Below are 20,713 nucleotides of genomic sequence, written 5' to 3' on the forward strand. Positions count from 1 at the left end.
AGCAACGTCGGTCGCTGTGGAGCGTTGCCCTCAGAGCGTTAGGATTAACGCCCCGACCATCGCGGCCACGAGGTTTCGCCGTTTTGGTACATCGGGTGTTTCTCGGTGTACTCGACAGAGCTCACTGGCGGAGGCAACCGGAAGCCCGGCTCGTGCTTCACGACAACGCTGAAGTCACGCACGCCATCGGGAAGATCGTTCTTCGAGTTGTTGATGACCGTATGCGATTGCAAGGTGGCTTCCCCGCCAAGTGGCAAGTGAGCCGGACCTGGCAGACCGATCGGCGTGCCGGTGTAAGGCAGGCCCCACGGTTGAACCGGACCCATGCCGGCAATCGGGTGCATCGGAGGCAAACCGGGCGGAACCCGTGGGCCACCGACGATCGTTGCACCGGGAACACCGAATCCACCGGAACCAGGGTTCATGGTGTCGATCGGGGTTGGCGGTACGAACTTCGGAGTCGGTGCACCGTTTTGGTACTGAACCTGTTGAACTTCGCCGTCGTAGTTCATCGTCGTCAAGTCACCACCCGGAGCGGACAACGAAGGACCGGCTTCCGTGTTGACGGGACCAGGAACATTTGGCATCGCGGGCATTCCCGGAGCTGCTGGTGTTCCGAAGGCGGTCGGCATTTCGTAGTCGAAGTTACCCACTCGCAATACCGCCATGATCGTTCCCCGTTTGTCGGCCTCGACAACCGGATCAACACCGGGAGCGAGTCGCGTGGAGACCAAGGTTTCCACATCGCCGATGGCGAGGTCTTGGAACTTGGGATCTGGCAAGTAGATGACTTTCGTCACGAAGTTGCCAGCAGCGACTTGGTCCAAGTCGTCGATGGTCAGTTCGATCGGAATGCTGTTGTGAGTCAGGTAGGCATCGGTCTGTGGTTGACCGGGATACACTTGCAACGTGGGGTACAAGGTTTCGCCTTCTCGATCCGGCATGCCGGTGAGTTTCAAGCGAAACGTGTGCCCTTGAAGGAAGTTGTACCGACCTGGCACGACGATTTGATTCTCAGCGAATCGGTTGCCGACTTGCCAGCCCACTTTCATCGTCTGTGGAGACACGAAGCGAACTTGTGTGGTCCGTTGGACCGGTGCGACCGGTGCTGGAACCGGCCAATTCAACACGCCTGGTCCGGGGCCGTCAACGGCTGGACCGGGTCGCATCATCATTGCTGCGGGAGGTGCTGCGTACTCTCCCTTGTCGAACATGTTAGACACGTTGCTCGAGCCACCCCCGGCGCAACCGACGCAGACGGCTACAAGAACGCCGAGACCCAAAAAGTAGTATTTCATCGTCACCCCTCTGGCTGTCCCTAGCGTGAAGGCCGATGGCCAACGCCGGAAGCGGTTTGGACTCACTTGGGCTACCCCGTCCCCTGACAGGTCGCCACCGCACCTTCCCTCACTTCGCCAAATGACCCCGTGTCACTCGGGAAGAAATCCTTAAAAGGTTCGACGTCAAGTCGGCTCGACCCACACTCCCGATTCCCGCTACAATACCGAACGGTTGTGGGAGATGGTCCGAGCGAACAGTCGCCGGATGGTTTCCGCGACGACTCGACGCATCTATTCTTTCGGACTCTCGTCCGTGGAATCTTTGATAAAACCCGTCTTTTCCGCTCGACTGGTAGAATCGACAAACCATGAATAAGCTTATTGGCTACTCTATGTCTCCTAGATTACCTGTCTTCGCGTTTGTCGTGATTTCGGCGGTCGTTTTGGGAAGCGTATTGGCGGTAAACGCCCAACAAAACAAACCGTCCGAAGAGAGTTCAGCGGGTGACCAACCGGCTGAAGAGTCGTTGCTTGCGAAATCGCGGAAGAAGCTGCTCAACCAACCCTATCGGGCGAAAATTCACGAAACGATTACCGTCGGTGGTCGGCAAATCGATGCGGAGGGGTTCTTCGTGCAGGGCCCGAATCTGCAAATGCGAATGCAGATCGCGTTTGAAGCCGCTGGCATGAAGGCGCGATTGCTCCAGGTTTGCGATGGCGACATCGTGAATACCGAACAACAGCTCGGTGAGGAAATTCGTCTCACCCGCCGGGATGTGCAGCAAATTCTGAACGCCGCGACGCGGTCCGGGGCTATTGGCCAGAATCGTGTGATTGTCGAACTTGGCGTCGGCGGTGTCGCAGGGTTACTGGCGAGTCTCGAACGCAACATGGACTTTGCCGAGCCGAAAGAGGAAATCATCGATGGTGAGACCTTCCAAGTCCTCGAAGGTACTTGGAATGAGCAATACCAGGCCAAATTCAAGGCCAACCCGTTAACCGCGAAACAACTCCCCCAACATCTTCCGCAAACCGTGCGAATTTACTTGGACTCCACATTGTTTCCGCGTCGCATTCGGTACTTGAAGGAACAGGGGGAAGACAAGATTCTCATGCCACTTGTCACCCTGGATTTCAACGACATTGCGTGGCTCAGTCCCGACGATCTTGCCAAACAAGCTGATCTCTTTCGCTATGAAGCGCCCGAAGGCATTTTTCCGAAGGAAGTCACCAACCAGTATATTGAGATGTTGCAAAAAGGCCCGTCGGGGCAGTAGTGAAACGCCGATCCTGAGCGGCCAAGCGGAGCCAACGTCCGGGGCGGATTTTTTCGAATGTCAGATTGAAACTCTCCGCCATGTTCGTCCCGGAATCGTTGCGACGAAAGACCGGCACGATTACACTCTCCAAGTCCGACGAAGCCGTTCAGCAACGGTTGGAAGATTCGTCGTCATCCCGACCTCAAAACATCACCAGATTTGTTAATACGCTACGGAGTGTGAGACCATGCCCCCTCCTCCACTTTATGATTTGTCCAAACTCGATTTCAGCAAGCCAATGTACGACTTGCAGGAAGTTCGTCGCGTGAATCCGCAACGACACGAGATGGAGCAACTCTCAGCAGTCGTGCACATCGACTTGGAAGAACGCTGCATTATCGGCTACAAGGAAGTCACGAAAGAAGAGTTCTGGGTGACTGGCCACATGCCGGGATTTCCGCTGATGCCGGGCGTGGTTCTCTGCGAGTGTGCCGCCCAGTTGGCGGGTTATTACGCACGAAAGCATGACTTGCTCGGCGGCGATTACCTCGGTTTTGGCGGCATGGACAACGTGCGATTCCGTCAACCAGTGTTTCCGGGTTGCCGATTGGACATCATTTGCCGCGTGACGAAAATTCGTAAAGGCCGTCGGTCGGAATTCGACTTCCAAGGCTGGGTCGACAACAAAATGGTCTTCAGCGGCAGCATGATTGGCGTGCCGATCGAACGGAATCACGAGATTCAGAAGTAGTGTTGTTGCTGACCCGAATTCGAGTCTGCAATCGATGCCGATTCGGTTCGCCCGCGAGCATCGAAGATAGAGAACAGAGGATGGCGAAATTGGCCGCCCAGTCCGAACGCCATCCTCGATCTTCAATCCTCAGATTTGCGGGTGATACGAAGAAGTTCGTCGAAAAGCCAAATCGCGGGATCGACTGAACATTACTCGTTCGTCTTCTTCTCGAACACGATGATATGCTGGACCGGAAGCACGTCGATTGTTTCCTTCCACTCAAGTCCGAACTCGGGATGTGAGGCTTCCTTTTTGACTTGAGCCTCGGTCATGGTGTGGACGAGTTTGATCATCCGCCGAACTTTTGGGTCTTCCTTGCGGTACTCGACCCACACCAACCGTCCGCCGGGTTTGAGGGCCTTCGCGAGTTTGTCGGTCATCTCGTAGGGAAACGCGAATTCGTGGTACACGTCGACCATGAATGCCAGGTCAACGGTGTTGGGCTTGAGATTCGGATCCTTCTCGGTCCCCAAGACGGGTTCGACATTATTGATGCCGCGGGCTTTCATTTTCTTGTCGAGTAGCATCAACATTTCGTCTTGAATATCGACAGCAAGCACCTTGCCCTCTTCCCCGACCTCCTTTGCCATCATCGCGGAAATGACGCCACTGCCGGCACCGATGTCCGCGACCGTCATGCCTGGTTTCAGCTTCAGCGACTTCACGAGCAGCGAGAGTTTTTCTTCCTTCTCACGCTCGGGACGTTCCAACCACGGGGCGGCTTGCCAGCCCATCACGCGGGCAATTTCCCGACCCATGTAGAACTTACCGATGCCATTGGGATCGTGTCGTTCCCGAGTTTCATAACGCGTCTCAGCAGCGGGCTTCGTGGCCTTTTCCTCCTCAGCCATGAGTTGGCGCTGATGGGAATATCCGATGAGAAACAAAGCGAAGGCTAGTAGACGACGGGTGAGCATTTCGAAGTCCCTTCTGAAATTTAATCGCTGCCGAGTGAACGACCCGTTTGGGGATCGCGACCCGATTGTTGCATGACCGTCTGCCAATCAGCAAGCGGCATCGTTTCGGCGTCGTCGACAATGAGATTCGGAATCCCATTGACAATTGCATATCGCAGCCGCTGTTCTGGATCGGTACTGACGAGCGCATCCTCGGCCAACACCAACTCCGCTCCCGACGCCGGGCAACGAATATAGTTTTCGACGGCGGCGAAATTAAATGGACTTTTCGCCGGACTAGAACGGGGATGACTCATGTATCTGTTTGAACCCACAACACGCGATTTTGTTCCCCAGCGGTGGTTACCACCGGCAACAAGCCTTCGAAGAATTGATCGCCGGGATCACCTTCCTCCCGAGAGAGAGTCGCAAAGTGCGGCTCAACTTGCTTGAGCTGAGCCAGCAGCTTCTTCGACTCCTCGGGGAGATAGAACGTGTACATCGGGAACGGATTCCATTCGGATTCCGGTTTCCCAAAGTAACGGAAACCGGCGTTGCCGAAGGCGGGCTCCGCCATCATCGTCGCACCTTGTTCCGCGGCAATTTCGGCACAATCCCAGTAAATGCTTTCATAGTCCGAACACTGAAAATCGATGCCAATTTCTCGACCGGGTTTGTCGTCGAGGGAACCGACGATTGTGTCCCAGATGCAGGCATCTTCGTAACTCAGATCGGAATACCAATCCGGCAACGCAAAACGTTCTACAATCTTCGCAACCAAGGCCTCTTTGTCAGTAGGCCAGATGCTGTCTTCGGTTTCGTAGTCTTCTATGATGTCCTCAAAATCGTCGAACAAGTAGTCTACGAAGATTCGGCCATGCTTCTCGGTCGGGTTGTTGGTCAACTCCGTAAACACATCGGCATCGAGAGTGTAAAGATAATAGCCGGCCATTCGGTGAACCTTTGGAAGGAGTGTAGGGACATCAGACCGAAGACTTTGTAACCGAACAGTTCAGTGTTGATCATCGCACGTTTTGTCTCGTGGCGGACGGGGTGCAAACGCAATTCCGCATCCGCCACAGACACGAATCCGTGAACGAGTTCTAAAACCCACGAGCTTCACGGATGTCATCGAAGTCGCGAAGTTTATAGTCGATTCCGACGTAATCCAGAACTTCGCACAGAGCGCGAACCGCCACGCCGACGCCGTCCGGGCCGCTGAATCCGCCGAATTGTCCGCCACCTTTGAGGTGCGGTTCGACTTCCAAGAAGAACCCTGGCACACCGAGTTTTTGCATGCGTTCGGTCAAAGCTGGCAGGTGACGTTTCAGGTCACGCAAGACCATTTCATGACCGGAGTCGCCAATGTTCGCCGGGACAAAGTTCTTGAGTTTATCTTCGTTGATGACTGACGCATCACGGTTCCCCATCCAGGTGTGACCGGGGTCGCGAGCGTAATCTTTGATATGCATCCAACCGAGTCCCGCTCGCATTGCGGTGTACTCGTCGTAGCAAGTCAGCGGATTCTTGTCTTGAGCCGCGACGTTGCCGCCATCAAAGATCAAGACCATATTGTCGTGACCAACTCGTTCGTGGAGTTGCTCCAACAATTGCCCGGTTTCGCCGATGAGGTTCGGTTCAATTTCCAAGCCGTAGATCAACCCTTCACTCGCACACCGATTGACGATTTCCGTCAGCCGTTCGGTGGCTTGATCGAGATATTTCGCCGGGTCATCGCCTTGCGGATGGTAGAAGGAAAACCCGCGGATCAACTTGCAGTCGAGAGCCAAGGCCACCCGAATCGTAGCGGCAACTTCGCCTTCGAGATACTCCTCGAAGGGCACGTATTTGTTGTGTGAACCGTCTTCCTGGTCCAGCAATTTGACCTTGCCGATTCTCGAGCCAATGCTCGTGACTTTCATGCCAAATTCATCGTGCAAGGTTTTCAGCGTGGTCAGTTCGTCGTCATTCAGTTCAACGACATGCTTGACTTCCCCGTTGCCGTGAACGTCGAGGAAACGTGGGCTGTAATAACTGAGCCCGATCGCGGACAAAGCGACAAATTGCTCGATGGCAGTCTTGTGATTGGCGGCCTCATCGGCAAACGCACTGAGGATAACTTGCGGACGCGTCGACATGAATCAATGGCTTTCTAAGTGGTCAGTTCGAAAATCTCCGGCCATTCTTGAACGCAGAGTCCGGAGATTCAAGGCAAGCGAAAACGAATTACACAATCCGGCTACCAGCACCCCAACTGGCGGCGTGTTGCAAGTGCCAACGCATGGCGGCTTCCGCCATTTCCGGGCTGCGAAGGCGGAACGCTTTCATAATATGCAAGTGGTCTTCGTACCCGTTGCGGAGAGTTTCCTCAGTGTCTTGACCGGCGTCATACGAGAGTCGTTTGAAACTCCAGCATTTCCGAATCGCTTCACATAACGGGAGGTTCTCCACATATTCCGCCACGGCATGGTGGAGTGCGTAGTCGAACTGTCGGGACGCTTGCATCCAATTCGGGTTACTATCCGGGTTGGCAGCGGTAGCGAGTTGTTCCAACTCATCAAGTACTGCGTCGGGAATTCGAGTGGCCGCCCTGCCCGCTGCCGATGGTTCGAGCAACAATCGCAATTCATGCAGTTCGACGAGCCAATTCTCGGCATTCTCGCGGACGACGGCCCGGTGATTGCGTTGCTGCATCACAATGCCGTCGGCCGCGAGTCGGCCTAGTGCTTGCACGACCGGGGTGCGACTCACACCCATGTCTGCAGCTAGTCTGGTGGACTTCAGTTCCGTGCCACCTGGCAATTCCTGGTGGATAATCCGCAAGAGGATTTGATGGTATACATCGTCCACGAGAGATGCATCGTCGGAAGGAGGCGTCGTCTTTAATTCTTGGGCCGGCATATATTTCTCGGAGATTTAGTCGTTGACAGCAATCGAATAGAAATTTAAGGTGCATACACTTTCGCTTAGCGATGTAGACGTTCGCAAGGTTACTGATGCGAATTTTTGACAAATTGCTCGATCCAAGCTGCTCCAAAACGCATAAAAGTGAACCCACTTGTTGATTGGTTGAAGGTAGTATGACAGACGACGCGGGCCAAAATATCCAGCGATCATTGCGTGCTGGCATGGTCGGGATGGGGATGATTTTCGACGAAACTTACCGGCCGTTCTTTGAGCGTGTTGCTCAGGATCGGCTTTACGATGGCCGATTCGGTGCGATCGATTGCCAACTGCATGCAGTTGCATCGCGGACCGGTTCTCGGGCAGAACGCTACCGAGATTCCGCACCGGCGGCATTGGCTGAATTCCAAAGTTTTACTGGGGACAATGGCGTCTCCGAGATGGTTGAAACGGGCGTGGATTTTGCTTGTGTCGCCACTCCCGACGACCGGCACTATTCCGCTGCCAAACAAGTACTCGAAGCCGGCAAACACTTGCTCGTCGAGAAACCCTCGGTCTTGCGATTGCAGGAACTCGATGATTTGGTCGAGACGGCTCGGGAACGTGGTGTTTTGGCGAAAGCAGTGTACCACAAACTACTTGATCCCGATCACAAGAAGCTGCGGACGTTCGTCGTCGACGGCGTCTTGAAGCATGTGAACACAGGGTATTGCACGTTGCTGGAGCCCAAACAAATCTCCGGCGCACAGTTTTCCGAATGGATTACCGGTCGCAACCCGGGCACCTATGTGGCGGTCCACTATATTAAGTTGATCGATTTCACGTTCGGTGGAAAACTCAAGACGATCACTGCGACTGGTCAAAAAGGGATTGTCGCCCCGAAAGACAGCCCGACGTGGGACAGCGTGCAGATGCGGATGGTCTACGAGTATGGCGACGGTCGTGAAGCCGCCTTCGATATTCATACCTCTTGGGTCACGCCGGACAACTTCCCGGGCTATGTCGAACAAGAAGTGCAGTTCCGCTTCGATAACGGATTGTGGAACGGCCACAGTCGTAAACGTGGCGTCGAATGCACGGTCGAAGAAAAAACTCCGTTCAGTGTGAAGAACTCGATCAACAACCATTACAACGCCCCCGTCGTCGAACCATGGGGCGAACGGTCTCAGCGAGGTTACGGCGTCGAGGTGATCGAGCGATTCGCGCGAGAAGTTGGGTATGTCGAATACGGTGGTCCTGCCGAGAATCGAGCGGAACGCCTGTCAGAAATGCGTCGCCTGACCTACAACGACTTAACCGCCGATCGTCAAACGGTTGCTGCGGTCCAGGCCTTGGAAGCAATTTTGGATCACCACACCGCGGGCGAACCCGACTGTGTGGTCCGAGTAAACGATTCCAATGGCGGATTGGTGTTGTACCGTCCGGGGTCGAGCGAATTTGAAGTTCTCTACGAGCCGAAAGTCTAGGATTGCCAAGGAAATATCACTGCACGGAAGCTAATCGCAGATGCCTGCCCGAATTGATTTTTTAAGCCATTGTCCTCCTGCCCACCAGGTGCTTTCATGACGAATGCCATCGAGTTTCCCGCCGAAGACCGTTCCAACGCCGCCCGTCGAGTCATTGCTCGTCAAGAGCCACCGTCGTTGCGAACTTACACGCCAACACAGGCCGTGCTGGCAAAGTCGGCGGGGGTATTCCATTGGACTCCCGAAGGGCGTCGTCTTTATGATTTCACGTCGGGAGTGCTGGTCGCCAACCTGGGGCATAATCCGAAACGATGGATGAGCCGATTCGCCGGCTACATGGGTTGGAAGCCGGAGCATTTGGCTCCGTCGGATGAAAATACCGCGGTAACCGACAACGAATACTTCGAAGCCGTTACCATGACGGCCTACAACGCGATTACCGAAGTCGAAACGCTGGCAGTCCAGCGATTGCTTCGCAGCGTGCAGTCGTTCCGTGGTGGTCGTCGACTCGACACTGTCGCGTGGGCCGCTTCGGGTTCCGAAGCTGTTCAGAAGGCCCTTTGGGCGTGTCTGGCTCGTGATCGAGACCGTGATATCATTCTCGCGACCCGTCATGGCTTCCATGGCAAGAAAGGTCTCGCCGGTGCGGTCACTGGTTCCGAAAACGATCCTGATCGTGATCCACGCGTGAAATTTATCAGCTTCCCAATGCAAGAGATCGACGATCTCAGTCGCTGCACATCGGACCTCGACCTCAGTGCATACGAAGCAGAGTTAAAGTCGATGTGGGCTCGTTACAGCGAGCGTATTAACTGTTTGATCACCGAGCCGTATCTTGGTGGTGGGGGAAGTTATCACCCACCGGCCGCGTACCTGCATCTGCTGGAGAACTTCTGTCGTCAGCACGATATTTTGTTTGTGCTCGACGAGGTTCAAGCGAACTACGGCCGGACCGGGTCGTTGTATGCGTTCGACAAATACGGAGTCGAGCCGGACTTCGTCTGTCTAGGCAAAGGCCTCGGGAACGGCATGCCAGTGGCGGCGGTTGTCGGTCGTGGCGACGTCTTGAACGGTATGAAATACGGTGCGACTTCAGACACCTGGAGTGCAAACCCGTTGGCCTCCGCAGCCGTGTTGGCAACGCTCGACGAATTTGAGTCGACAGATGTCATCAAGCATTCGGCCCGACTGTCGGAAATCTTCATGACCGGGCTCGATCGACTGAAGAAAACGAAGTTGATCGCGAAGGTTCGTGGCGAAGGCATGGTCTTCGGCATCGAGTGTGCGGAAGTCGGCGAGATGAGTTCGCACGAAGTGGCAAACGCAATCGTCGAGACCTGTTACCTCGGTTCCGATGGCGACGGCATTCACCTGCTCGGCCCATTGGCGGGCAATGTTCTGCGGGTCAGTCCACCGTTGACAATGTCGACCGCCGAAGCGGAAGAATCGCTCGTGTTGATGTTCCGCTTGATCGAACAGCTAGCCGAACGACTACTGAAACCTCAAGAAGCTGCTGATCAACATATCTAGGTTTTACTGGCGGTCCGCCATGCCCACGACGTTACGTGGGCATGGCATCACGAATTGCTGAGTATCAGTTGGCGTTCAGTTCTTTCACGACGGCATCACCCATTTCGGTGGTGCCGATTGCACTGCCACCGGCTGCAATGTCGCGGGTTCGCAGGCCGTTATCGAGCACTTGGGAAACCGCGGATTCGATAGCGGACGCTTCGTCCTGCAGATCCAGAGAGTGTCGCAGAAGCATCGCACAGGCGAGAATTGTCGCAAGTGGATTGGCAATTCCTTGACCTGCAATATCCGGTGCTGATCCGTGGATCGGTTCATAGAGTCCGGGGCCGCTTGCTCCCACGGATGCAGACGGTAGCAATCCAAGGGACCCTGGCAGCATCGATGCTTCATCGGTCAGAATGTCGCCGAACATGTTGCCTGTGACCACCACATCGAAGTCTCGTGGTCGTGACAGCAAGTGCATCGCCATCGCATCGACTAACACAACTTCATATTCGAGTTCTGGAAACTCTTCCTGCATCACACGGGCGGCTACGCTTCTCCAAAGTCGCGATGGTTCGAGCACGTTGGCTTTGTCGACGCTTGTCACTTTGCCGCGACGTTTGCGAGCCGCTTCACCCGCAATGCGGACGACTCGTTCCACTTCCGGTACCGAGTAGACCATCGACTGATAAGCGGATTCCACGCCATCGTTGGTCGAGCGACCCGATTCCCCGAAGTAAATGCCTCCGGTCAGTTCGCGGACGAACAAAATGTCGGTGCCGTCAATAATGTCTTGTCGCAGCGGAGAGGCGGAGATTAACTGTGGATGACACTGAATCGGTCGCAAATTCGCGAACAAGTCGAGTGCTTTGCGGATTCCCAGCAACCCCTTTTCCGGTCGGGTTTTTGCGTTGGGATCGTCCCATTTGGGGCCGCCGACAGCACCGAGCAGAATAGCCGCCGAGTCTTGGCATTCTTTGATCGTGGCTTCCGGCAACGGATCACCGGTTTCGTCGATCGCACAGCCGCCGATCATCGCTGACACAAATTCGAATTGATGACCGAATTTCTGAGCAACAGTCTCTAGAACCCGTTGCCCTTGCGTGACGATTTCCGGTCCGATCCCGTCGCCGGGAAGTAAAACAATCTTGGCTTGCATGGCCGTTCCACTTGCAGATGTGTGAGAGGTTTTATGGGTTGGGCGTATCGTAATGAAGCCGGGTTTGATCCTCCACCCAACACCGAAGCAGAGAACAAAAGGCCAAGAGTCGAGAACCTGATAGGAAAGCTCGGTCTACCACGCCTCATAGAGTCGTGACATCAGGCCGACTGATCGGAGTGAATGTGACAACAAGGTGCCCCACGAGGAGGTCAAATCGCGCCGCCGTCGCTTGCCCAGTACGGGACGAACACCGTTCGCTGGGAATCTTCCTGTCGCTGGACTGCTTCACATGCCTCGGCATAAAGAAACTGTTGGCTGTGATGCCGTTTCCCTTTGCTGGGTTTAATCGGATCGTAGCTGCCATTCGACCGGAGCTTGCGGCCTTTGACATTGTCGTGCAGGCAAGATCGTAGGATTTTCAGCAATCGTCGTCGGCAATGGGAACTCTCGACGGGAATTAGTAGCTCGACCCGACGATCGAGGTTCCGTGGCATCCAGTCGGCACTTGAGAAAAACACGATATCGTCACCGCCGTGGTGGAAGTGAACAATCCGGCTGTGTTCTAAGTAACGATCGACGATGCTAACGACTTCGATGTTTTCGCTCAGTCCTTTAACACCTGGGCGAAGACAGCAAATGCCACGAATGTTGAGTTTAACCTCCACACCGGCTTGGGACGCTTCGTAGAGGGCTTGAATCAATGTCGGGTCGGCGAGGGAATTGACTTTGGCGTGGATATGGGCATCGGACCCATCTTTCTTGCGTTGAATTTCACCGGCGATCAGTTCGAGCAACTTCTCCCGCAACCCGATCGGAGCCATCTCGAGTTTGTCGAATCGTTGAGGCTGTGAGTAACCTGTAATGGCATTGAAGAAAGCCGATGCATCGCCGCCGAGTGTTTCATCGGTGGTGAAGTAACTAACGTCCGTGTAGAGCCGGGCGGTCATCTCATTGTAGTTGCCGGTGCCGAAATGGATATACCGGCGGATGCCCTGTGGTTCGCGACGGACGATCACGCAAATCTTCGCGTGCGTCTTCAAACCTTTCACGCCGAAGACAACCTGGACACCCGCTTGTTCCATTTCGCGTGCCCAGTTGATATTGCGAGCCTCATCGAAACGTGCCTTGAGCTCGACTAACACCGTCACGTATTTTCCCGATTCGGCAGCGCGGATGAGGGCAGCCACGATCGGGCTGTTGCGACTGGTTCGGTAGAGTGTCTGTTTAATGGCTAAAACATCGGGATCGTCCGCAGCTTCCTCGATCATTCGGACGACAGGTTCGAAACTCTCGAATGGGTGGTATAACAACACGTCGCGTTGGCCGATGGACTCCAACACACTGGTGGCGTGTTCAAATTCCGGTGAAAGCTGCGGTCGTTGTGACTCGAAGCGCAAATGATCGAAGCCCTTCAAGTCGGTTTGTCGGAAGAACGCCGACAACTCGAGCGGCCCCGGGGCGCGATAGACGTCTTGTTCGGTGATACCCAGTGTGTTCATGAGGAACTGGAGAGTGGCCTGCGAAACGTTGTCGCCGATTTCTAGCCGAACACAGCCGCCGGTTTTGCGTTCATCGAGAACTTCCTCCATGCCGGCAAGCAAGTCCGAAGCCATATCTTCGCGGACGGCCATGTCTGCATTGCGTGTGATGCGAAACGGCACGCACGCGGCGACTTTTTCGCCTGTGAAGAAGCGGTCGATGAACATCTCGACGACTTCCTCGAGCAAGATGTATTCGTAGCCCTGCTCGGCTTGAACGCTGATGAATCGTTGCGTCGACTGTCCCAGCGGAATGACGGCGAACAGCGAGTCCTCTTCGCCGGCACGCGGTTCGAGTTGGACACAGAGATTCAATGATTGGTTGGCCAGCAACGGAAAATCGTCGGCGCCCACCACTGCTTGCGGCGAAAGAATCGCGGAGATCTCGCGGTCGAACAGTTGGCTAAGGAAACGAGCCTGTTTCTCGCGGAGATCATTGGACGACACTCGGCGAATTCCTGCTTCTTCACAGGCTTTGTCGATCGCTGCGAGACAGGAATATTGATCAGCCACCATTCGATGAACTCGTTCGCTAATCGCGGCGAGTTGCTGATCGGCGGTCAAGCCGGAAGGGTCGGTAGAAATGCCGCGTTCCCGTGACTGCATCTGCAAGCCACCCACACGCACCATGAAAAACTCATCCAGATTCGACGCAGTGATCGCCAGGAATTTGAGCCGTTCCAGCGTGGGGTTCGCCTCGTTGACGGCTTCATCGAGAACACGATTGTTGAATTCGATCCAACTCAGTTCCCGGTTGATGAAATGCTCTGGCGACATGGAAAAGGCAATGAGTAAAAGGAAAATGGAAGAGCGTGAAAAGTCTCAATGTCTAGGCTTGTGGCAGCGGTTTGGTTCGTATCATCGGTGGTTTGCCGAAGATTTCCTCGAAGAGCGAACCACTCTGTTTGAGTGCGAGTTGTTCCAAGGCCAATTCTTCAACATCGGGAACTGTGATCACAATCTGATTGCGTTCGTTTGAGCACTGAAGTTCCCGGACCCGACGACTCCGAGAACGTCCCAAGGCAATGGCTACACGCAGGATTGCCGCCATTTGACTGATCGCAATCCGGTGTTCGCGTGACTGTCGCATGTACATTTCATGCGTGGGCTTCGGTGATGATCGTCGATGATAACGGGCGACCGTCGCTACCAGTTGCAAGTCTTGTTTACTCATCCCGAACAGTTCACTGTTGATGATGAGATAATAGGTATGCTTATGGTAGCCCCGTGTACCGATGAAAAAGCCGATCTCGTGTAGCAACGCCGCCAAGTACAAAATCAGACCAAAGCGTGGCGGCAGTTCGTGTTCTTTTTGCAACTGCTCGAACAAATGTCGCGACAGGTTGGCCACATGTAACGAGTGGTTTTCGTCGAATTGCAACTTGCGACCAAAGCTCACTGCGGAACGCACGACTTGCTCGTGGAAATCGTCCATCCAAGCGTCGCGGGCGGCCATGTCTTGTAGCAGGCCGTCCCGGAGATTGGCATCGCAGACCAAAACGTGATTGAGTTTCAACCGTTGTGCCAACAGCACATATCCCAAAAGCGATGGGCCTAGGCTCTCGGCTTCTGGAATCGAAAGATGGTCGCGGCGGACTAATTCGTCGACGGAACGGTCGAGGGTTTTGTCCGCAAGTTTCTGCAGGTGTGCAAGAGGAACTCGTTCAAAATCGTGCAGCGGAGATTGGTTCGTACCCTGCGAAGCGGCATAGCGGACGTCACCGCCAAGGGCGATCAACTCGACGCCTTGGTCGTCCGGTCCGTCCGCCGCAGGCACGTGGCGGATAATTTCTTCGACCGTCAACGCGATCTGCGTCCGCATAATTTGACGTTCTTGGCTTCTCGTTTCATTGTGAGAATCCAACATCTTCCGGAGCCGCAACGAACCCAGCCGGAACGTATGCGAGTACAACACATCACCCCGATGGACGACAAGAATCTCCGTACTTCCGCCGCCAATCTCCATGATGACCGAACGCGCAGCCGCCAATTCGGGTTTCGTTTTTAGAAGCGGTTGTACGCTGAGATAGGTGATCCGGTTGACTTCGGCCTCATCGAGAGCCTGAATATCTAATCCCGTCGCGCTGTACACGCGGTCTAGAAACGCCAGCCGATTGTCCGCCTCACGAACGGCACTTGTCGCGACGACCCGGATCTGATCGCTATGGTCGATACCGTATTCTTGCAGAAGTTTGCGATAACTTCGGAGGACGCGGACCGCATCTTCAATCGTCGAGCGAGCGATACGTCCGCGTGTGAATGTGTCTCGCCCTAGGCTTACCGACTGCGATAGCGTTTCGAGCGTGCGGTATTGGCCGTCAGCGTGAATCTCCGCGACTGCCATACGGATGGAACTTGTGCCCACATCGATGACCGCCACCGGATGAACAGGAGTGGCGGGCCGATGGGAAATGTCGGTGCGGGGTTGAATCACATCCATCTCAATTCGAACCATTGGGGGATAATGGTTACGCGATCGCGACAAGTTCTTTACCGCATTCGTGTTTGACGATGTCCCATGATAGTTAGTCCTCTTGCAAAGTGGGAGGTTCCGCGTCGTTGGTCAGGACATGTTTGGCCCAAGCTGCCGCTCCGAGCACGGCTGCATCGTCACCGAGCTTTGCGGTTTCGATCCGGTAGGTATCTTTGTACGACGGCATGATGAAGTCCGCGACCGTTTTCTCGACCGTTTTGACGTACAACTCCGGCATGGCTTCCACGAGTCCGCCACCCAGCACCACGACCTCAGGTGCGAGGAGGTGAATCAATCCACCGACGGCGTTGCCGATGTAGGTTGCCGCCGATTTGATAATCTGTTTCACGGCATCGTCACCGTTTGCCACGGCATCGGCTAAGGCTCCGCTGCGAATGTTGGCGATATCAGTTCCGACCGCCTTGCGAAGATGCGGTGCTCCACCGCGATACGCCTGCTGAGCCGCCGCTGCTGCAATCGCCAGCCGACTCGCGACCGACTCCAAAGAACCGTGTCGGTTGTTGCCGGTGATCGGTCCGCCGGCCATGACTTGAGTATGGCCGACTTCCATGCACGTGACGTGACGACCCTGGATAATCTCGCCACGGTAAACACATCCGCCGCCAATGCCGGTTCCGGGAAACATCCCGACGACACACCGGGCCCGTTGACCCGCACCGAACAGATATTCTCCGTACACGCCCGCGTCGACATCGTTGAGCACGACAACGTCGCACCCGTATTCCTTTTTCAGTTTGTCGGCAATATCGACGTTTCGCCAGCCGAGATTTGGGGCTTCGATCATTCGTCCACGTTCGACATCGATCGGACCGGGACAGCCAATTCCGATCGCGGCGAGATCTTCGGCTTCAACCTCCGCGTCTTCAAGGGCTTTCGAAATCGTCGATTCGATCCGCTGAAAACCGGCCTCTAAGCCTTCGTAACCTTTCGTACGTTTGCGTTTGCTGCCTAGGATCTTGAAGTTTTCGTCGAATACGGTGGCAAGCATCTTGGTGCCACCAAGATCGAAACCAAGCCAATGTTTTTTCGCTGTCTGCCCATTCATTCGGATCTCAATCGTGTTGGAAGGAAAACGCGAGCGCATTAGAGAACAACACCCAACCGGATGCAAGATGTTCCCGAAATCACCATCAACCGACAGACTGGAAATCATCGAACGCCTATGTTATACCGAGCGCGTCACGGAGGATACGCTTTTTCAGCCGTCTATCGTGATCGTGCCAAGGTCAGCACACATTCGTTTGAAAAGTCGGTGGGGTACGCCCTGCCCAACACCCATCTTGAGTGGAGAATTCTGATGTCGTTCCAAATTGGTGAAGCTCTCGTCGGCGAAGGCAATGAAGTCGCTCATATCGACTTGATTATCGGTGAAAAAGACGGCCCAGCCGGTACCGCATTCACCCAAGCTTTGGCGAACCAAAGCAAAGGCCACTCGAACTTGCTTGCCGTTTTGGAACCAAACTTGGCTGTCAAACCAGCCACCGTGATGATCACAAAAGTCACGATCGACGGAGCCAAGCAAGCCGTCCACATGTTTGGACCGGCTCAGTTCGCCGTTGCGAAAGCTGTGGCCGACAGCGTCGAAGCGGGCGTCATCCCCGCTGATCAAGCGGAAAAACTCGTCATCGTTTGCGGCGTGTTCATTCACTGGTTGGCCGAAGACGACAAGAAAATCTTCGAGTACAACTACGAAGCCACGAAGTTGTCCATCGAGCGCGCGATGAAAAACGAGCCATCGGCCGAAGAAATGCTCGCCAAGAAAGACAGTGCGAAACACCCATTCTCCGGCGTGTAATTCGCTGCAGTTCGGTTAACGTCGCCCGCTTCAACGCTCCAGATCTCTCCGGACTTCTATGATTGAGAGATCATAGGAGACCGAGGGTGGAGAACAGAAAGCCGGATTCTTTCGAATCTTGCAGTTCATTTGGTCCGATTCTCGACTGAGATGACCACGGTTTCTCACGGGAATCATTTCCATTGCGTTGTCCGAGGCGACAAAACCATGCGCAAAATCTTGATCCAACTCGACACCGATACCCGCCCGTGTAGTTTTGACCGCGTTGTTGCGATCGACTCCGGAGTGGAAGAGATGTTCTGTTACGGAGATGTCGATCCGGATTCTGTCCCCGGCTTGGTACGCGGGGGCATGTTCACCCGCGGGTTAGAAGATCTGAAGAACACTGCGGTTTTTGTCGGAGGAAGTAGCGTTTCCGCTGGCGAAGCTGTGTTCGAGGAAGTTCAGAAAACCTACTTCGGGCCTGTTCGGTTGTCCGTCATGATGGACTCGAACGGCTCGAACACCACCGCAGCCGCCGCTGTCTTGACGGCTCGGAAACACCTGGATCTTTCTCAGTGTCAAGCTCTCGTGCTCGGCGGCACGGGTCCCGTTGGCTTGCGAGTTGTCCAGCTGCTTGCGATGGAAGGAGCGTCGGTCCGGGTGGGTTCACGCTCTCAAGAACGAGCCGACGAGGTCTGCAAAACCGTCGGAAAGACCTATGAAAATGCCCAGTTAACCGGTCATGACGTTCAGAGCGACGAGGACCTGGGCAAAGCACTCGAAGGATGTGAGTTACTCGTTTGCGCCGGGGCTGCGGGAGTGCAGTTGGTTTCGAAGTCGCAGCTGCAGGCGGCTAATGCCTTACAAGTCGCGATCGATTTGAACGCGGTTCCGCCGCTCGGCATCGAAGGTGTCGATGTGATGGACAAAGCCAAATCGGTGACGGATGCCAGCGGCTCAGGTGACCTCCTCCTGTACGGCGCGATCGGCGTCGGTGGCTTGAAAATGAAGATTCACAAGGCCTCCATCCGTAAGTTGTTTACCGCCAACGACCACGTTCTCGACACGGTTGCAATTTACCGCGTTGGTGAAGAGTTGGTCGGTTCTGACTTGAAGGCATAGCGTTCAGTTGCCAGACTGGATGGTAGGTCGTTGATGTCAGCAGTGAAGGATGCACGAGCGTGCCCACCGACGTGGAATTGATGCTGCAAGTTCAGCGAGGTGATCGCAACGCGTTCGGCGAACTCGTTGAACGTTACCGTTCCGCTTTGACACGCGTTGCCCGTAGCAAGATTTCCGATGCCGACACTGCGGACGATATTGTGCAAGAAACGTTTCTCGCTGTTTATGGGGCTCGTCAAACGTACAATCCCAAATTCGCGGTTCGAACTTGGGTCTGGACGATTTTACTGAATTTGTGTCGGAAGCATCTTGCACGACAGCAGAAACAAGCGACACGGATGAGCAAACTTGGCGTGCTCTGCTCGACCGTTTCCCAAGAGTCGGGGCTGACTGAACTTCTCCTGAGTGAACGTCGCGACGAGATCGCTGCGGTTCTCGATGAACTTCCGGAAGCCCAAGCCGATGCACTTCGGCTACGATTTTTCGGCGAGCTCAAATTCAGCGAAATCGCCGATGCGATGGGTTCGAGTGTCAGCGGTGCCAAGGTTCGAGTCCGTAAAGGGCTCATTGCCTGTGCCCAACTGCTGCGTGACCGTTCCCCATCTGAGGAAGGGGGCGAGTCATGAAAGTCTCCGAGCATGTTGTGCCATCTCAAGTTTTTGATGCAGCAACCTGGAACGAAATATTGTCAACGTTGATCTCGCCAAATGCGGGAGGCCAAAGATGAACTGTGACGAAGCTTTTGATGTTCTCACACAGCCCAATTCCTCGCGTCGTCAGGAGTTGCTTTGGCATCTCGATTTGTGTCCCCGTTGTCGCGATTTGCAGAAGGTCTTAGAGCCTGCACTTGCGATGTTCGAAACCAGTGGACCTGCTCCATCGGGTTCACAACAAGACTCGTCCGCCACGTTCCCAACCCGTCAGGCGTTGAATTCCGAAAGTTCTCGTCTGCCGATTTTGTCGGACGAAGCCCTCGATCTTGCCGAGCAAGCTGCCGCCAATTGGACGAACGCTCGTGCGAAACGGATGTGGCGGCGTCTGTCGCTGGTTGCGGCAACTGCCTGCTGTTTGTTCCTCGGAGTTCATTCTTGGATGACACGGAAGCCCGACTTCGGCACCAATCCTGCGTCGCCCGAAGCTGCGACGGTATCGCCGAACTCGTGTTTGTGGGTGGCTCAGGACAATGACACGGCAGTTCCTAAGGGTATGAGCAATCATGAGATCATCCTTTCGTGCGTGGCCTGTCATCTCCAGTCGGACGGGGCTCTGTAAAGTTCGGAATTGGGGTCAGGCGTAACGGTATTGGCAAGAAAACGCAAACTGTGTACTCTTGCCGGGCGACCTCACCATTCGTCGGGAGGAAGCCGTCGCACAGGAGGCTGCGACCAGAGAACTGTTGTGTTCACGCCGCGATGTGAAAGGATTCACTGATGAGTGCTGTCCCGTTGCCCACTTCAATCAGTCGACCTGACCCGATGAAGTCGACGACGGGGCGATCCACGCCCATCGAACTCGAATCCGTGTCGTGTCTGCTTTGCGACGGAAACCGCTTTTCCACCGTGATCGTTGCGTCCGATCCTTTGACGAAACTCGGTGGCAACTTTCGAGTTGTCCGTTGCAGCGACTGTGGGTTGCATTTCACGAATCCGCGTCCAACGGTCAACTCCATCGGCATGTTCTACCCGGATGATTATGCCTGTTGGACTGGGCACGAAAAGAAACCGAAGTGGAAAGATCGTCTTCGGCAGTCTTCCGAACATCTCATCCTGCGACGGTACTTTGGGTATCCAGAGCCGACCGGGATGATGGAGTCGTTCTGGGCTAATGTCGGTGCTGCATGGATTAGCCGAAGCGACCGTCGGCAAGATTGGATTCCGTGGCGAGCACCAGGGCGGTTACTCGATTTCGGCTGCGGTGCAGGTGCATTTTTGCAAGCGATGCAACGACACGGTTGGGACGTTTGCGGCATGGATATGTCTGCCGCATGTGCCGCCGGTGTGACGGAACGGACTGGAATTCCCGTCCACGTCGGTACGCTGCCCCATCCCGATTTGACGCCGGAATCCTTTGATGCCGTCACGATGTGGAATGCCCTCGAACACGTTCACGAGCCACGCGAAACGTTGATGGCGGCCAACCAATTGCTTCGGCGTGGCGGCATTGTTGTGGTCGGTGTGCCGAATATTGATTCCTGGGCGTTCCGACAGTTTCGGCAAGATTGGTATCCGCTGAAACTGCCGCGACACCTTACGCACTTCACGCCACTGACACTGCAGGAAACGGTCTTCAAGTGCGGTTTCCGTCCACTGACACTCGACCACATTTCCCGCCCGCACTTCCTCAGGAAGTCGGCTCGGATGGCGGTCGCTAGTGGGCAGAAACTGCGGTGGCCGCGAATTCTCAAGAACAAGCACGCCGCCACCGCCGTCGCTAACTGGACGGAACGGACCCGCCAAGCGGAGTTCATCCGCGTCGTCGCGGAGAAAGTTTGACGCCCCCGACTCTTGATG

The 20,713-nt window shown here is 55.0% G+C and carries 19 protein-coding genes; 9 read left to right on the forward strand and 10 right to left on the reverse strand.

Annotated features, from left to right (window positions below; genetic code table 11):
* Positions 1-44: 44 nt before the first annotated feature.
* Positions 45-1,214 carry a hypothetical protein gene (locus tag AC5DDB_RS09580; protein ID WP_491739494.1) on the reverse strand — a complete coding sequence of 390 codons (1,170 nt, stop codon included), beginning with the start codon at positions 1,212-1,214 and terminating at the stop codon, positions 45-47.
* 434 nt (positions 1,215-1,648) lie between these two features.
* On the opposite strand from AC5DDB_RS09580, the gene AC5DDB_RS09585 reads away from it, so the two are divergent.
* Together AC5DDB_RS09585 and AC5DDB_RS09590 are read left to right on the forward strand one after the other, a co-directional pair.
* Positions 1,649-2,557, forward strand: a complete 909-nt coding sequence (locus AC5DDB_RS09585; RefSeq protein ID WP_491739495.1) for a hypothetical protein — start codon at positions 1,649-1,651, stop codon at positions 2,555-2,557.
* A 229-nt stretch (positions 2,558-2,786) separates the two neighbouring features.
* Positions 2,787-3,290 carry a 3-hydroxyacyl-ACP dehydratase FabZ family protein gene (locus AC5DDB_RS09590; RefSeq protein ID WP_491739496.1) on the forward strand — a complete coding sequence of 168 codons (504 nt, stop codon included), beginning with the start codon at positions 2,787-2,789 and terminating at the stop codon, positions 3,288-3,290.
* 191 nt (positions 3,291-3,481) lie between these two features.
* Here AC5DDB_RS09590 and AC5DDB_RS09595 read toward each other — a convergent pair whose 3' ends face one another.
* From AC5DDB_RS09595 to AC5DDB_RS09615, 5 genes are all read right to left on the reverse strand, one after another.
* Entirely contained in the window at positions 3,482-4,249 is a 768-nt protein-coding gene (locus AC5DDB_RS09595) for a class I SAM-dependent methyltransferase (protein ID WP_491739497.1), read from the reverse strand.
* Between the two features lie 20 nt (positions 4,250-4,269).
* Positions 4,270-4,545 (reverse strand): Trm112 family protein, encoded by a 276-nt coding sequence (locus tag AC5DDB_RS09600; RefSeq protein ID WP_491739498.1) that lies wholly within the window; start codon positions 4,543-4,545, stop codon positions 4,270-4,272.
* On the reverse strand, positions 4,542-5,180 hold the full coding sequence (locus AC5DDB_RS09605) for a hypothetical protein (RefSeq protein ID WP_491739499.1): 639 nt from the start codon (positions 5,178-5,180) through the stop codon (positions 4,542-4,544). The genes AC5DDB_RS09600 and AC5DDB_RS09605 overlap by 4 nt, the downstream gene beginning before the upstream one ends.
* Positions 5,181-5,331: 151 nt before the next feature.
* Positions 5,332-6,366, reverse strand: a complete 1,035-nt coding sequence (locus AC5DDB_RS09610) for a sugar phosphate isomerase/epimerase family protein (RefSeq protein ID WP_491739500.1) — start codon at positions 6,364-6,366, stop codon at positions 5,332-5,334.
* 88 nt (positions 6,367-6,454) lie between these two features.
* A complete protein-coding gene (locus AC5DDB_RS09615; RefSeq protein ID WP_491739501.1) occupies positions 6,455-7,129 on the reverse strand; it encodes a GntR family transcriptional regulator in 675 nt (224 codons plus the stop codon).
* 179 nt (positions 7,130-7,308) lie between these two features.
* Between AC5DDB_RS09615 and AC5DDB_RS09620 the strand changes: the two genes are divergently transcribed.
* Positions 7,309-8,598 carry a Gfo/Idh/MocA family protein gene (locus AC5DDB_RS09620; RefSeq protein WP_491739502.1) on the forward strand — a complete coding sequence of 430 codons (1,290 nt, stop codon included), beginning with the start codon at positions 7,309-7,311 and terminating at the stop codon, positions 8,596-8,598.
* Positions 8,599-8,694: 96 nt separating this feature from the next.
* Positions 8,695-10,128 (forward strand): aspartate aminotransferase family protein, encoded by a 1,434-nt coding sequence (locus tag AC5DDB_RS09625; protein ID WP_491739503.1) that lies wholly within the window; start codon positions 8,695-8,697, stop codon positions 10,126-10,128.
* A gap of 64 nt (positions 10,129-10,192) precedes the next feature.
* Here AC5DDB_RS09625 and leuB read toward each other — a convergent pair whose 3' ends face one another.
* From leuB to AC5DDB_RS09645, 4 genes are all read right to left on the reverse strand, one after another.
* The gene (gene leuB / locus AC5DDB_RS09630) at positions 10,193-11,269 is read right to left on the reverse strand and encodes a 3-isopropylmalate dehydrogenase (protein WP_491739504.1); all 1,077 of its coding nucleotides are present in this window, start codon (positions 11,267-11,269) and stop codon (positions 10,193-10,195) included.
* 212 nt (positions 11,270-11,481) lie between these two features.
* Complete coding sequence (ppk1, locus tag AC5DDB_RS09635) at positions 11,482-13,587, reverse strand: polyphosphate kinase 1 (protein ID WP_491739505.1); 2,106 nt, start codon at positions 13,585-13,587, stop codon at positions 11,482-11,484.
* Between the two features lie 52 nt (positions 13,588-13,639).
* Entirely contained in the window at positions 13,640-15,250 is a 1,611-nt protein-coding gene (locus AC5DDB_RS09640) for a Ppx/GppA phosphatase family protein (protein ID WP_491739506.1), read from the reverse strand.
* An 85-nt stretch (positions 15,251-15,335) separates the two neighbouring features.
* Positions 15,336-16,349 (reverse strand): ROK family protein, encoded by a 1,014-nt coding sequence (locus AC5DDB_RS09645; protein ID WP_491739507.1) that lies wholly within the window; start codon positions 16,347-16,349, stop codon positions 15,336-15,338.
* A gap of 252 nt (positions 16,350-16,601) precedes the next feature.
* Here AC5DDB_RS09645 and fae point away from each other — a divergent pair, with 252 nt between their 5' ends.
* The 5 genes from fae to AC5DDB_RS09670 all read left to right on the forward strand — a co-directional run bounded on the left by fae (position 16,602) and on the right by AC5DDB_RS09670 (position 20,695).
* Positions 16,602-17,099, forward strand: coding sequence for a formaldehyde-activating enzyme (fae, locus tag AC5DDB_RS09650; protein ID WP_491739508.1), 498 nt, complete (start codon positions 16,602-16,604; stop codon positions 17,097-17,099).
* A 207-nt stretch (positions 17,100-17,306) separates the two neighbouring features.
* Entirely contained in the window at positions 17,307-18,203 is an 897-nt protein-coding gene (locus AC5DDB_RS09655; RefSeq protein WP_491739509.1) for a methylene-tetrahydromethanopterin dehydrogenase N-terminal domain-containing protein, read from the forward strand.
* A gap of 59 nt (positions 18,204-18,262) precedes the next feature.
* The gene (locus AC5DDB_RS09660) at positions 18,263-18,829 is read left to right on the forward strand and encodes an RNA polymerase sigma factor (RefSeq protein ID WP_491739510.1); all 567 of its coding nucleotides are present in this window, start codon (positions 18,263-18,265) and stop codon (positions 18,827-18,829) included.
* A 97-nt stretch (positions 18,830-18,926) separates the two neighbouring features.
* Entirely contained in the window at positions 18,927-19,475 is a 549-nt protein-coding gene (locus tag AC5DDB_RS09665) for a hypothetical protein (RefSeq protein WP_491739511.1), read from the forward strand.
* A gap of 158 nt (positions 19,476-19,633) precedes the next feature.
* On the forward strand, positions 19,634-20,695 hold the full coding sequence (locus AC5DDB_RS09670) for a class I SAM-dependent methyltransferase (RefSeq protein ID WP_491739512.1): 1,062 nt from the start codon (positions 19,634-19,636) through the stop codon (positions 20,693-20,695).
* The last annotated feature ends 18 nt before the right edge of the window (positions 20,696-20,713 follow it).

The organism is Thalassoroseus sp. (assembly GCF_984380535.1).